This is a genomic window from Flavobacterium johnsoniae UW101, from assembly GCF_000016645.1.
Lineage (GTDB): Bacteria > Bacteroidota > Bacteroidia > Flavobacteriales > Flavobacteriaceae > Flavobacterium > Flavobacterium johnsoniae.
The window spans coordinates 3,861,007-3,875,651 of sequence record NC_009441.1 but is presented as its reverse complement, the minus strand read 5'-3'; the positions used below and the strand labels follow the sequence as shown (position 1 = coordinate 3,875,651).

Sequence of the window (14,645 nt, the reverse complement as noted above, 5' to 3'; positions counted from 1 at the left end):
CACCAAAATGATATCTAACGAATTGAAAACAATGAAAATAAAACCTTTTTTGGTCTTTATCTTGCTATTTTTAGGAACATTCATGCAGGCGCAGAATAGTTTAAAAGTATTAAATGTATCTGCCGGGCCTGGCGAAAAATCAGCTGTTGTAATTGATTTGGCTAATGCCGATGAAGTAGTAGGAGCTGAGTTTACGCTGACTGTTCCGCAGGGATTAATTGTAAGCGAAAAAGACACTAAAATTATCGAAAGCCGTAAAGGCGATCATGCCATTTATGTCAATATCGAAAAGAATAATCCGCGAAATTATCACTTTATAGTTTTGTCGCTTACAAGCACATCTTTTAAAGGAAACAGCGGTGCTTTATTAGAAATTCCAATCGAAATCCCGTTAAATTATACATCGGGACAAACACACAATTTAGATTTATCTGGTGTTGTTTTAAGTTCTAAAAATGCAGTTGACATTGGTTCAAATCACGTAAACGGAAAACTGACAATCGCAAATGCACAATATCCGGATTTAACGATTTCCGGAATCACTACAGCCGAATCTAACATTACTCCTGATGGGAAAATTAATGTTTCATGGAAAGTTGACAATATTGGAGATCGTATTGCTTCTGGCGGATGGATCGAGCAGGTAAGTATTGTTTCTGATCAAACCGGATTAGAATACAATCTGGGAACGGTATCTTATAATGAAGATTTAGATAAACAAAAATCAATAAGCCGAAATGCAGTATTTAACCTTCCGAAAGTTTTAGGGATTGAAGGAAACGTTAAAGTTAAAATTAATATTATAGCAAATACCGCAGTAAAAGAACCAGAGTCTTTAAAAGCAAATAATAAAGTTACTGCGGCAAGTTCAATTTTACTTGAAAAGCGTTTGTTTTTAACTTTAGATAAAAAAACTATTGATGAAAATTCAAATGAAGTTATCAGAGCAACGCTGACGCAAAGCGGTGACAGAAGCAGTGATAAAACCTATACTTTAGCAGCTTCTCTGACTTCACAGCTTCAGTTTGATGCATCGGTAAAAATAGTAAAAGACCAGTCGTCGGTTGTTTTTTATATTAAACCAATTGACAATTCAGATAACGACGGAAACAGAACGGTATCTTTAACTATTTCAGGAAATGAGTATCCTGCCGTTTCAGATGCTATTGAAATTATTGATAACGAATTTTCAACGATTACTTTAACTCCGTCTAAAATTACAGCAACAGACGGCGAAACAATTACGGTTACTTTAGAAACCGGTTTTGCTAAAACAAAAGATGTAAAATTTACCATAACAGCAGATCAAAGCTCTCGCTGGACCGTTCCGGCAGAAGTTACGCTTCCTGTAGGAAGCAAAACAACTTCGTTTACGATAACAGTAAAAAACAATAAAGTTCCTGAACAAACGGTAACTGGAAAACTAATTTTGAGGGCAGAAGGATTTCAGGCAGGAAATACAGAAGTTATTTTAAAAAGCTCAAATGTTCCGGCTTTTGAATTGGAAATTGCACCGCAGACCATTTCAAAGAGCGATGGCGTTTATGCAACTTATGCCACATTAAAACGAATTAATAAATCAGAAATCAGCACTGCAGTACGCTTAAAAGCAAGTATTGCCAATGCATTGATTCTTCCGGATGTTATTGATTTTCCAGCCAATGTAAATTCAAAAAGGTTTAATATTGGAGCTGTAAACAATGGCATTGTAGACGGAACAAAAGTGGTTAATGTAACCGCAGAGGTTTATTCTTCAGCTTGTAACTGCAGCTTTCCGGCAGGAGAAGGAAGCAGTGCCGGTAAAGACATTACGATTCTGGACAGCAACGGACCAGCCTTAATTGTAAAAGCCAATCCGGCAACAGTAAAAGCCGGAGTACAAAAAGCAGCAAAAATTACGATTTCAAGAAATACGGTTGATACTTCTAAAGCCATTTTAGTAAAGTTATCATCTGATTCTCCTACAATCGTTTCAATTCCGGCAGAAATTTCAATTCCGGTAGGACAAGAAAGTGTTGAGGTAGAAATTAATACGATTATTGATCCATTGAAAACGGGAGACCAAACCGCGCGTATTCAGGCCGAAGCCGAAACTTTCAGTTCAGGATTTGCCTGGATTCTGGTTACAGATCAAAACAAACCAGATGCTGTTGTCAATTCGGTTAAAACAGTTGCTCAAGCCAATGGAGAAGATACAATTGAAATAACAACTTCGATTACCAATCAAGGGTTTGCAGTTTTAACTAAAGGTTCTAAAATAGAATATTTTCTATCTAAAGATAAATTAACTAAAAATGCAATTCTTGTATTTACATCGCAGATTGATACTGATATAGAAGCAGGAAAAAAACTGGATCTTGTAAAATCGATCAAATTACCACAGCAGGCAGGTGACTATTATTTGGTAGCGGCTGTAAATTCAGATCAAAAATTAAATGAGTTATCATATACCAATAACGAAGCATATTCTGCAATAAAATTATTCTCCAGTTACAGTGCCACAAGTACGGTTTCTAAGCCAATCTACAAATCAGGAGAATTGGTTGCCATTACAGGATCGGCTAAAATGGCAAACAACAGTCCGGCAGTAAATAAGGAAGTAGAAATTATCGTTGCATCTGGAAGCTTTACACGTTCATTTAAAGTTAAAACCAATGCATCAGGAAATTTTGCTTACGATTTTGAACCTCTGCAGGCAGAAAGCGGTCATTATACCGTAAGCGCAGGATATCCGGGAACTCAAAATGCAGTTCAGGCAGAATTTGATATTGTTGGTTTTGAATGGATGAACAAACCTTCAGATTATTTGAAATGGGAAGTAGTAACCAAAGTTCCGTACAAAGGAGAATTTGTATTAAAAAACAACAGTAAAACTCCTTTAACCAATATTAAAATAGAATTACCGGCAGATGCAGGATTTACAGTTCAAACAGATGCTTTAACATTAGCATCAGGACAAGAAGCCGTTTTAAGCTATACAATATTGGCAGAAACAGCATCGGCTGAACAAAAATATTATGAAATCAATTTTAATGTAACTTCAAATGAAGGTGCTAAACTTCCGGTTTTAGCGTATTATCATGCAAAAGCACAGACACCAAAATTATTGGCAAATCCGGTAAGCATCAATACCACGATGATAAAAGGAAGCTCTCGTCTTTATGAAGTAACAGTTTCAAATACAGGAGCGATAGACGCAGAAAAAGTAAAAGTTGATGTTCCAAATCTGGAATGGATGAAATTAAAAAGTGCGGCTGTTATTGACAAAATTGCGCCAAACGAGTCTGTAAAAATCATTCTGGAATTAGCACCAACAGACAAACAGCAGTTAAACGTTCCGTTAAGCGGTAACTTAGCTTTAAATCCTTTAAATGGAGGAGGAGTAAGCATACCTTTTAAAATTGAAACCGTTTCAGAAGCAACAGGTTCTTTATTGATCGATGTTGTTGATGAGTACACGTATAATACAGAAAAAGCGCCTCACGTAAAAGGAGCAAAAGTAGTCGTTCGTCATCCGTTTTCTGGTGCAGTTGTAGCAGAAGGATTTAGTGATGATAATGGTATTTTTACCACACCTCAAATTCCGGAAGGATATTATACAGTAACCGTAACGGCAGATAAACACGCTTCTTACCAAAATAACTTATTGGTAGATCCGGGTAAAGTAACGAATCAAAGAGTATTTATTTCGTATCAGGCCGTAAGTTACGAATGGGTTGTAAAACCTACAGAAATTGCAGATGAATACCAGTCTGATTTAGTTGTTAAATTCGAAACAAACGTACCAAAACCGGTAATTGTTATCGATATCGACAATCCTGTTTTAGATTTAAATACAGGAGAAAGCAGAATGAGTTATGCAACTGTAACTAATCACGGTTTAATTGCCCTTTCAAACGTAACTTTTAATGTAGACAGTCAGGGAGATTACAAGTTCAAACTGATGATTGATAAAGTTGATGTATTAAATGCTAAATCGACTATCATTGTACCAATATTGATTACAAGACCGGCATCAACTGGAAAAAGTGCTGCTGCAGGACAAAACTGTAATTATAATTTAATAACAAAAGGAACGTATGTCTGCGAAACAGAACAAAATCTGGCGGCATTTCAGCCTTATTATGTAATAACTTGTACAACACCAACTACACCAGTTGTTGGAGGTGTGCCTAATTTTAATGGAGGAGGTTTTGGACCATTAATTCCTATAGGTACAGCTATTGGAAATATTATTACTGAACTGCCTACTATTTGTACAAATCCTTGTATAACTTCGACTATTAGTGCTGCAATGGGTTGTACGCCATTTGTTCCTTTAACACTTGCGTCATGCCTACTTTCTCTTGCGACTGTTGATAATGATGTAATAAATATAACTTTAGCATTAGGAAGCTGCATTCCAGGTAATGTAGGATGTTATTTTGGACTTGCGTCAATGGCTAAAACTTGTATAGAGCAATTTATGAGTGGTAAAAGCACTCAAAACAGTTTCTTGCAATCTAAATATGAAGACTTTCAGGCAATGGCAGATGCTGAAACAGCCTTAACTAATAGGATAAAAGCATATTTAGGCAATGACAGATTATTAGAAAGCCCTAACTTTCAAAATTTCATGAAAGAAACAGCTTCAAATCTGGATGCTGGAAAACCATTTTCTGCATCAGATATTGCGCTAATTAAAACGAATCTTTCAGGTACAGATATTACAAGTCAGGAAATTGACAGCTTCTGTAATAGATGGAACACTACTTTAGAAGCATGGGGTAAAAATATAAAAGCTCCTAATGCAGAATATCCAAATATTATTAATAAAAATGATATTGAGAACTATGACAGAACCAGAAAAGCATTAGTTGAGCTGACTGCAAAAAGAGGTTTCGTTTCTGCAGCAGAATTGTATCAGAACGATCTGAAAGAAATGGAAGAATATGGTAAAGAATTAGCTTCTAAATCATCTGTTTGTGCCAGCGTTACGGTGAAATTTTCTCAAAAAATCACGATGACAAGAGAAGCATTCGAAGGAACTCTTACATTAAATAACGGCAGTGACGCCAATACAATTAAAGATCTAAACTTAGATTTATTAATTAGAGATGAGGCCGGAAACGATATGACACATTTGTTCCAGATCAATAGAGATGCTTTCCTTAGCGGAACAGGACTTGTAGGACCAAACAGCAGTCAATCTGGAACTGTAATTTTTATACCAACAAAAGAAGCTGCTCCAACTGTAGCTAAATCATATTCTTTTGGAGGAACATTATCATATTTAGATCCAAATACAAGCGAAAGAGTAACGGTGCAATTATATCCTGTGACTCTTGAAGTAAATCCAAGTCCAGATTTGGTAATGCATTATTTTATGCAGCGTGATATTTTAGGAGATGATCCGCTGACAGATAAAATCGAGCCGATTGTTCCGGCAGAAATGGCTTTATTAATTAAAAATGAAGGTTACGGAGTTGCTAAAAATGTTCAGGTAGAATCGGTTCAGCCGGAAATTATCGAAAACAAAAAAGGCCTGTTAATCGATTTTGAAATTATAGGAAGCAACTTTAACAACGAACCAAAACAATTAGGTTTATTAAATGTTGATTTCGGAAATATTGAACCACAAAAATCTGCACTTGGGCAATGGTGGTTTACCAGTACTTTATTAGGACATTTTGTAGAATACGATCTTAAAATAAAACATCTAAGCAGTTACGGAAACAAAAACCTAAGCCTGATTAAAGCTTCGTATGTTCATGAATTAATTAAGAGCGTAAAAGCGTATGGTGCAGGTCAGGATAACATCAACGATTTCCTTGTAAATGATATTGTAGATGCTAATGATACTCCAGATGCTATTTATTATTCAAACGGAGAAAGCGATGAAGTTTATAAAGTGGCCGCAGGAACAGTTTCAAATACTATTTCGCCAAGTCTGCTTACGACAACTTTAACCATGAATTCATCTAAAACAGGATGGAATTATGGAAATACAGCTGATCCTGGATCAGACAAATACAAACTGGAAAGAGTAGTGAGAATAAGCGACAATCTGGAACTGCCAATAGAAAACTTCTGGCAGACACACGTTACGCTAAAAGACGGATTAGAACCTAAGTATGAAAACAAACTTCATTTCCTTGATAAAATTTCGGGATTAGAAAGATATACTTTATACTACACCGTTATCAATACCAATGTACCAAAAGTAGTTTCTTTTGAAAGTCTGCCGTCAACTACTACAAAACCAGTAGAATCTGTTCAGGTAAACTTTAACAAAGCAATTAATCCGGCTACATTTACAGCACAGAATGTTACTTTAATTCATCAGGGAACCAAAGTTCCGTTTAACGATAGTTTTATTGGTAAAGTAAACGATTCTACTTATGTTTTAAATATAAAAACACTGTCTCTTGCTTCCGGGTATTATGAATTAACAGTTCAATGTGCCGGAATTAAAGATTTAGAAGATAATGAAGGAGTAGAAGGTAAAAGTGTTTCATGGATTCAGATAATCGGTGAATTGGGAATTGTTCAGTTTAAAACAGATCAAATCGAAGCGCAGGCGGTAAATAGTGTTGAAATTCAGTTTAATAAATTCGTAAAACCGGTTCAGTTTACAAAAGACAAACTGACGTTAAACGGAAAAGCGCTTGACAACGTTTCAATTGTGACCGAAGATAATTTGAAATACACCATTGTAGGACTGAACGAGTACAACAAAGAAAACGGTCAGTATGAATTAGCGGTTGATTTGCCATCAATAAAAGCAGAAGACAATACTTTTGGTTTAGTGGTTCAAACACAAAAATGGAAAGTAGATATAAGTATTCCTGAAATTGATGCCTTTACGCCGAAATATCAGGGAGCAGTTCACAGCCAGAATGTAACCGATGTTGTAATAACTCTGAATAAACCAATAAGTAGTTTTGATAAAAACTGGGTTACGCTTTACAAAGGAAGTGTAAACTTAAATGCAAATCTAAATGTCACGAAACAAGACGATTTACATTATTTAATTTCAGGTTTAGGAGATTATACACAAGCAGAAGGCGGTTATAAAATTGTAGTAGACCAAACAAGCTTTAAAGATCTTTCAGGCAACTTTGGAACAGGAAATTCGAGTACTATGTGGGAAGTGAAGTTTGGAAAACCTTCGGCACCATCAAACCTTCGTATTACGCCGGATAGAGGAACATCTGCCACAGATAATATTACTTCTGGTAATGATTTGTCGATTGCTTTAACCACAAACGGAAATAAACAAACCGTAGAATTATATGCTGTAACGCCAACCGGAAAAACTCTGGTTAGCAAACAAAATCAGGAAACGGCAAAAGAAGTTTTAATTCCGATAAAAGGATATATTGGTAAAAATACTTTTGAAGCAATAGTATATGATGAGTTTGGAAATGCAAGTGATGCCAGCAGAGTAGAAGTATATATTGATATTGTAGATCTTAATTGTACAGTAACTCCGTTAAGTTCGGCAAACAGCGATTGTTCTGAAAAAGATATTATAAAAGTTGAATTTGCTGATGAAATTATAGCTTCGGCATTAACGAAAAATGATATTATTGTGAAGTCGGGCGGCATCTCAGTTTCTAACGAAAATATCACTTTAACAAAAGTTTCAGATAAAGAATTTGAAATTGGAAACATCGAAAAATTTGCTGGAGATCATTCATTTGGAATTGATTTAACAAAACTGAACAAGAAATCAAGCGGTTTACAAGGAAAAGGAATTGTTTCTGCCAATGTTGAGGTTGGATTAAATAATACAGCAGATATTACAGGTGATATTTTGATTACCAATGATAATACAACAGTAACTTATACCGCAACGCAGTCAATGCAGGCGTATACATGGAATGTTACTGGCGGAGAAATTATCGATCAAAGCAACAACACTGTAATAATTAAATGGACAGAAAAAGGAACTCAGACCTTGTCTCTGAATTATCTGACTCAGGCTTCATGCAGTAAAACAACTTCGTTAGAAGTAAAAGTCGATACGACGTTATCTGTTGATAATCCGGTTTCGGGTAAAAACGGTTTCTTTATTTCTCCAGTTCCAAATGACGGAAACTTTACTTTACATTTAAATGGTGACGAAGGAACATTTGACTTAGTTATTTTTGATGCTAATGGAAAAGCGGTTTACAAACAGCCTAAATTGGAAATCAACAGTAATTTTAGCAAAGAAATTAAAACACATTTAAGAGCTTCTGGAGTTTATTTCTTAATACTGCAAAATGCAGATAAGAGTTACAAAGCCAAGTTTTTAATTAAATAAATTTTTAAAAAGAGATGTCTTAATTGGCATCTCTTTTTTTTTCGCTTATTACTCATACTTGACAACAAGGGTTTTATACCCAAAAATAACCGTTAGATGACAATTTAATTCTTCGCAGCACTCAGGTTCTATAAATTTATTGTGCAAAAAGACCTAATACAAACTACTAAATCAAAGAGTTATGAGTAAAATTATTATTTTAACAGTTGACGGAGGCGGTATAAAAGGAATTATACCTTCTTATTTTCTTTCGCAGATAGAAGCAGCGCTGAATAAATCATGTTATGAAATGTTTGATATAATAGGAGGTACATCGACAGGAGGTATTATTGCCACTGCTTTATCTTCTCCGGTAAATAACAAATTACCATTAACAGCAAGTGAAATCTACGAAATTTACACAAACGACGGCTCTCAGATTTTTGTTTCTCAACCGTCAATTGTACCAGATTATTATTCTTTGTATTATGCCAATGATGGAAACGGAAATGGAGTAGAACCCTTTTTACAGCAGAAATACGGAAACTATACTTTGAATGATGCCAAACAAAACATGGCAGCTTTAGAAAATGCAAGAACAAAACATGTTTTTACAACTAGTTATACTATTAACAGCAGCGGTAACAGTATTCAAAATCCAACTCTGGGACAAGATTACGGTCCTTATTTGTTCAATTGGTATGATGCGGCAAATCCAGGAGATGATTATCAGGTATGGGAAGCAGCAAGAGCAACAAGTGCAGCACCAACTTATTTTCCAGTTGGGAAATTAGGCGGAGGAAGCGCTCCAAATTCTAATGCCAGCGAAAGATGGGCTCTTGATGGCGGTGTAATGTCAAATAATCCTGCAGTTTGGGCAGTGAGCGAAGCTTTTAGAACAAAATTAGCTTCTTCATTAGATGATATAATTCTAATATCTTTAGGAACAGGTTCTTACCCAAGCGGAGCCGGATTGGTTACAAATCATCAGGGACTTCCTGATCCTGATTACGGAAATTGGGGTTTTACACCATGGCTTGCGAGCGATTTAGATGATTTATCGGGAACAGAAAACGGACGTGGTGCTATTGTCAATATCATTACAGAATCGGTTCAATTGGTTTCGAGCCAGCAATTATCCGGATTTCAAAAAGGCGGACTTACGTATTTTAGATTAGAACCTTCTATTACAAGAGAGCAATCCAAAATGGACAATATAGCGCAGTCAAATGTGGATTCGCTGATTGATACAGCAGCAAATTTTTTAAGCGGAGAAGGAAGCGATATTTTTCTCGATATTGTAAACGTATTAAAACAGAATACTTAAAATTAGAATAAACCAACATCCAAAAAAAAGAGTCTTGCAAAATTACTTTGAAAGACTCTTTTTTAATTTTTAGAATAGAACTTTAAATTGTTTCGATATGTTTAATTTAAATTGATTTTTAACCAAAGATTTACATCATCAAACATTTGTTTATTGACCGTATGACCTTCTTCATAAGAATGAAATTCAGGATTTAGGTTTTTTGTTTTCAAAAATTCAGAAGCGTCTAAAGCATATTGATAATTTAAAACAGCATCTTGTTTTCCGTGTGAAATGAAGATTTTAAGTTTTTCAAGACGTTTGTCATCTGCAATAAAGGGTTTGATTTCTGGCAGAAGTCTGCCGCTCATAACTGCAATTCCTTTTATTTTTTCTGGAGCTGTAAGCGAAACGCTGTAACTCATAATACCGCCCTGACTAAATCCCATTAAATAAACCTGATTAGAATCAAAACTGATTTCTGTTTTTAAATCGTCAATAAAATCAATAATCATTTTTCGTGCGTTTTCAGCCTGTTCTGCATTTATTTGAGGTTTTCCGGTTGAAAAATCTACCTGAAACCACGCAAAGCTGTTTGGACCAAAAGTGAGCGGACCTCTTGCTGAAACCACAACAAAATTATCTGGTAATTCTGGAGCAAATGAAAACAGATTTTGTTCATTACCGCCTACGCCGTGCAGTAAAATAAGCAGAGGCGGATTAGTTGTTTGAACTTTGGGCTGTCTTACTACATAATGCAGTTTAGTATTTTTAGTATTCGAATTCATAATGGTAAAACTGAAAATTGAAATTAGAAAAAGGATTCCAAAAGAAATCCAAACCGACTTTTTTATGCTCATGCCTTATCTATTTTGACAGACATCATGTTGAGCGATCCCGCTACAATAGCATCATTAAAAATGGTCGCTTTTTCATCTTTTTCCCTAAGAGATAAAATGTACAATAACGGCATATAATGCTCAGGCGTAGGCACCGCAAGCTGGAATTCTTTTCCTTGTTTATCAAAATTCACTAAAGATTGATGATCTTCTTCAATAATCATTTTTTTCATTTTTTCATTGGCAATATGAGCCCACTCAAAAGCATATCCGGGAAGCATCATTTTGTCCCACGCTGCCAATCGAAGATTATGAACTGAGTTGCCGCTTCCCACAATAAGAACACCTTTGCGTCTTAGTGCAGCAAGTTCTTTTCCTAATTCGTAGTGATAAGAAGCGGGTTTAGTATAATCGATACTCATTTGTATAACTGGAATATCGGCATCTGGATAAAGGAATTTAACAACCGTCCAGCAGCCGTGATCCAGACCCCAGTCATGACTCAGTCCAACAGAAGTTGAAGTGATAATTTTTTGAGTTTCCAGAGCCAGTTCCGGGCTTCCAGGTGCCGGATACTGCACATCAAATAAAGCCTGAGGGAAACCTCCAAAATCATGAATCGTTTCTGGTTTTTCCATCGCCGTTACAAAAGTTCCTTTTGTTTCCCAATGTGCAGAAATACAAAGAATCGCTTTTGGTTTAGGTAATGTTTTAGAAACGTTTTGAAAACCCTGTGTAAAGTTGTTATCGGCCAGAGCATTCATCGGATTACCGTGCCCAAGAAAAAGAACCGGCATTCTTTCAGTTGCTGCAAAAGAATCAGAAACAGTTTTAAGAGAACTGAGTTTCATAGCTGCAGCTCCAATTGGTAAAATTGCCATAGTTTTTAAAAAATCTTTTCTGTCCATTTTATATCGTTATTAGTCGTGTAAAAAGTATCATTTTAAAGAGATACAAAGTTCTGTTTAATAACAGTGGCAGCGGTAACGATTTTCGGAAGAATGGTTGTGTTTTTAAGAAAGCAGTTTTTGCATTTCGTCTCTAAACTCAGTTGGAGTCATGCCTGCTTTGCGTTTAAAGGCGTGTGTAAAATATGTCTTTTCGTTGAATCCGAGTTCGTAACCTATTTCAGCGACATTTTTATCAGTAGTCATTAATAGGTTTTTAGCTTCGGTAAGTTTTCTGGTTTCTATGATTTCTGAAACACTCTGCTGTAAGATATTCTGGCAGATGAGGTTTAAGTTTCTTGAAGTCATAAAAAGTTTTTCAGCATAAAAATTTACATCTTTAGATTCCTTATAATGTTCTTCTAACAATCTCAAGAAGTTTTTAAAAGTCGAACTCTGAATTTTCTTAGACTCGTCATTATCCAGATTCAATTTACGTCGTTCCGATTCGATAATAGTAAACAAAGTACTTAATAATTGTTTAATTACAGAGAGATCCGGAGATTCCTGTACATATTCATCATAAGTCATTTTACACAGCACATCCAGTTTTTCAAAACACTGATTACTCTGTAAACTAATATTTGCTTTATCATGAAAAGAAGCATACAGGCTAAAAGTAGTTTCGGCAATAAATTCACTTTTAAATCGTAAAACCCACATATCACATTCGCCGTTTTTTATAAGCGGTTTTACACGATGAATTTTGCCCTGTGTTACAAAACTTATAAAAGGTGCGTCTATTAATTTGGAACTAAAATCTATAAAATGTTCCAGCTGGCCTTTACTGCCAATAATCAGTTCTTCAAAATTATGTGCATGCGGTTCGTTTACAGACTGCATTATTTTTTCAGACTCTGCGGCTGTAACACGGAACATTTTGAAGATTTCTGTCATGAGGATTAAATTTTGATGGTTAAAGATAATCCATAACTTTGATTTTTGAATACAAAAAATTTTGAAGTTGATATGCAGTAGTAATAAAGAAAGGAAAAACTATTTTTAGTATTCACAAAAGATAAAATATTATCATTTTCATTTAAATGTAATAACAAAGTTTATAAATAGTTCAGAACAAAATCCCCGATATTTGCATCATAAAAAAACACTTCTAATTTTTATGATAAAAATCAACGAAAAACATACATACCCATTCAAAGAAGTTCTTTTCACTTTTGCATTAGCTTCTGAAGCGGCAGAAGTTTTTAAAGACCATACAGCGCTTATAACCGGAATTGGAAAAGTCAATGCTGCTTACGAATTAACGAAAGCCATACAAGTACATAAACCTTCATTAATTGTAAATCTTGGTTCGGCGGGAAGTACACGTTTTAAGAAAGGTGATGTGGTTTGCTGTACCAAATTTGTTCAGAGAGACATGGACGTGCGCGGATTGGGTTTTGAATTATATGAAACGCCGTTATCTGGTTTACCGCCTGTTTTAGAATACGGTTTAGAAATGGAGGATCTTCCAATAGGAATCTGCGGTACGGGAGACAGTTTTGAAATGAAACATTCTGAAACCATTTATGATGTTGTAGATATGGAATCATATGCATTGGCTATGATTGCCATGAAAGAGAATATTCCGTTTTTATGTTTAAAATACATATCTGATGGTGCCGATGATAATGCCGCCGAAGACTGGACTGTTCAGGTTCACAAAGTGGCTGTTGCGTATGGCAGTATTTTGAAATTGAATGTAAACGAGTTAACTTCAAAATAACTCTTAAAAATAAAAAAATCCCATCCGTTAAAACGGGTGGGATTTATAACTGCAGTTTTTAAGTACTAATTCAAAAGTTTACGACCAGTAGCAGCTTCAAGATTAGTTAATTCCTCCTCCTAAAGCCTTGTACAATAAAACCTGTGACTCTGCATTTTTTAATTGAATGTCGACAAAGTCAAGTTCGGCCTGCAGTTTATTTTTTTGGGCATTAATAATTTCCAGATAATTGGCATAACCGCTCAAATACAAATCATTTGAAACGTTTACAGCAATTTCGAGATGTTCAATTTCCTTCGATTTATATTTCAAAACATCAACAAAAGATTCTGTTCTGTGCAGTAAAGCACTGAGTTCATTATACGCTGTTGTAATTGTATTTTGATATTGCAGAAACGAAATCTGCTGTCTTTTATTAGATACAAAAAATTCTTGTTTTATTTGTCCCTTATTAAAAACCGGAGCTGTTAATCCGCCAAGCAATTGCCAGGCAAACGATCCGTTATCAAAAAAAGTTGAAAAAGAAAACGAGTTAAATCCGGCATAACCTCCCAAGTTTAAAGTCGGGAAAAAGGCAGCACGTGCAGCCTTAGCATCGGCATTTGAGGCACGAAGTTCATGATACGCTTCAGATACATCGGGTCTTTTATGAATAATCGAATCTACGCTTATTTTTTGATTTAACACCTCAAGATGACCAGAAAGAAAATCAGAACTTCTGTCGATTTTTCCGCCATATTCCCCTAAAAGATTTAATAACGCTTTTTCAGTTTGGTCAATGCTTAAATTCAGCTGTTCAGCTTCGGCTAAAATATTATTATTCTGAGCATTAAACTGCTGTACAGCCAATTCGGTTGCTTTTCCCACAGATCGTTGTGCCGAAATAATATCAAGCGCTTTTTGTTGTGTTTTGAGGTTTTTATCGTAAATCGAAGCCTGTTTGTCTAAAGCGATCAGTTTATAATACAAATCGGCGACATCGCTTAACAATCGGGTTTGCAGTAAACGCATTCCTTCCTGAGAAGCAAAGAAACGTTCACGAGCCGCTTTTTTTCGATTGCTCAGTTTTCCCCAAATATCAGCTTCCCACGAAACTTTTCCGCCTAAAAAGAGGTTAGGGGTTACATCTTCGTTTATCCTTTGTTTTTCATTAATATTTTGCGAAAAATTGGTATCAAAATTCCCTACACCGTCCATAGTGTATTTTCCATAATGCGTTCCGGAAGCATCAGCCACAAAATCCAAAGAAGGAAGAAGCCCCAGTTTTGCTGCTTTTAAATGCGAATTGGCAATTAAAATTCTTTCCTGCATAATTAAATAGTCAGGATTTTGGGCAATGGCTTTCTTTAAAAGGTTTTCCAGTTTGGCATCTTTAAAATAGGTTTCTGTTTTTAGCGGAATAAAATCCTGCAGACTGTCTTCTGCTTTTTTTCTTTTCAAATCAAAATTTTCAGGCAGTTGTTTTGCCGCGAAATTATTGTTGATTTTAGGAGCAGAGCAGGCTGTAAGCAGTAAAACGCCTCCGAAGATTATATATCTATTTATTTCTTGTTTCATG

Annotated in this window: 7 protein-coding genes; 3 read left to right on the top strand and 4 right to left on the bottom strand. The window is 35.4% G+C overall.

Features of this window, described 5'->3' with window-relative positions; all coding sequences use genetic code 11:
• The first annotated feature begins 31 nt into the window (after window positions 1–31).
• Both FJOH_RS16830 and FJOH_RS16825 read left to right on the top strand, forming a co-directional pair.
• Window positions 32–8,290, top strand: coding sequence for a T9SS type A sorting domain-containing protein (locus tag FJOH_RS16830; protein ID WP_123875729.1), 8,259 nt, complete (start codon window positions 32–34; stop codon window positions 8,288–8,290).
• A gap of 181 nt (window positions 8,291–8,471) precedes the next feature.
• Window positions 8,472–9,596: a patatin-like phospholipase family protein gene (locus FJOH_RS16825; RefSeq protein ID WP_012025230.1), complete on the top strand. Its 1,125-nt coding sequence runs from the start codon at window positions 8,472–8,474 to the stop codon at window positions 9,594–9,596.
• A gap of 101 nt (window positions 9,597–9,697) precedes the next feature.
• On the opposite strand, the gene FJOH_RS16820 is transcribed toward FJOH_RS16825, so the two are convergent.
• The 3 genes from FJOH_RS16820 to FJOH_RS16810 form a co-directional block, all read right to left on the bottom strand.
• Window positions 9,698–10,435: an alpha/beta hydrolase gene (locus FJOH_RS16820; protein WP_012025229.1), complete on the bottom strand. Its 738-nt coding sequence runs from the start codon at window positions 10,433–10,435 to the stop codon at window positions 9,698–9,700.
• Window positions 10,432–11,265 carry a 4,5-DOPA-extradiol-dioxygenase gene (ygiD, locus tag FJOH_RS16815; RefSeq protein ID WP_044048352.1) on the bottom strand — a complete coding sequence of 278 codons (834 nt, stop codon included), beginning with the start codon at window positions 11,263–11,265 and terminating at the stop codon, window positions 10,432–10,434. Before ygiD ends, FJOH_RS16820 begins: the two co-directional genes overlap by 4 nt.
• 162 nt (window positions 11,266–11,427) lie before the next feature.
• On the bottom strand, window positions 11,428–12,258 hold the full coding sequence (locus FJOH_RS16810) for a helix-turn-helix domain-containing protein (RefSeq protein ID WP_012025227.1): 831 nt from the start codon (window positions 12,256–12,258) through the stop codon (window positions 11,428–11,430).
• A 223-nt stretch (window positions 12,259–12,481) separates the two neighbouring features.
• Here FJOH_RS16810 and FJOH_RS16805 point away from each other — a divergent pair, with 223 nt between their 5' ends.
• Window positions 12,482–13,087, top strand: coding sequence for a 5'-methylthioadenosine/S-adenosylhomocysteine nucleosidase family protein (locus FJOH_RS16805; RefSeq protein WP_012025226.1), 606 nt, complete (start codon window positions 12,482–12,484; stop codon window positions 13,085–13,087).
• A gap of 102 nt (window positions 13,088–13,189) precedes the next feature.
• Here FJOH_RS16805 and FJOH_RS16800 read toward each other — a convergent pair whose 3' ends face one another.
• Window positions 13,190–14,644: a TolC family protein gene (locus tag FJOH_RS16800; RefSeq protein ID WP_012025225.1), complete on the bottom strand. Its 1,455-nt coding sequence runs from the start codon at window positions 14,642–14,644 to the stop codon at window positions 13,190–13,192.
• Window position 14,645: the final 1 nt, after the last annotated feature.

Coding starts and splice junctions, on each gene's coding strand:
- FJOH_RS16825 (WP_012025230.1), top strand. CDS start 8,472: ATGAGTAAAATTATTATTTTAACAGTTGACGGAGGCGGTATAAAAGGA.
- FJOH_RS16820 (WP_012025229.1), bottom strand. CDS start 10,435: ATGAGCATAAAAAAGTCGGTTTGGATTTCTTTTGGAATCCTTTTTCTA.
- ygiD (WP_044048352.1), bottom strand. CDS start 11,265: ATGAAACTCAGTTCTCTTAAAACTGTTTCTGATTCTTTTGCAGCAACT.
- FJOH_RS16830 (WP_123875729.1), top strand. CDS start 32: ATGAAAATAAAACCTTTTTTGGTCTTTATCTTGCTATTTTTAGGAACA.
- FJOH_RS16810 (WP_012025227.1), bottom strand. CDS start 12,258: ATGACAGAAATCTTCAAAATGTTCCGTGTTACAGCCGCAGAGTCTGAA.
- FJOH_RS16805 (WP_012025226.1), top strand. CDS start 12,482: ATGATAAAAATCAACGAAAAACATACATACCCATTCAAAGAAGTTCTT.
- FJOH_RS16800 (WP_012025225.1), bottom strand. CDS start 14,644: ATGAAACAAGAAATAAATAGATATATAATCTTCGGAGGCGTTTTACTG.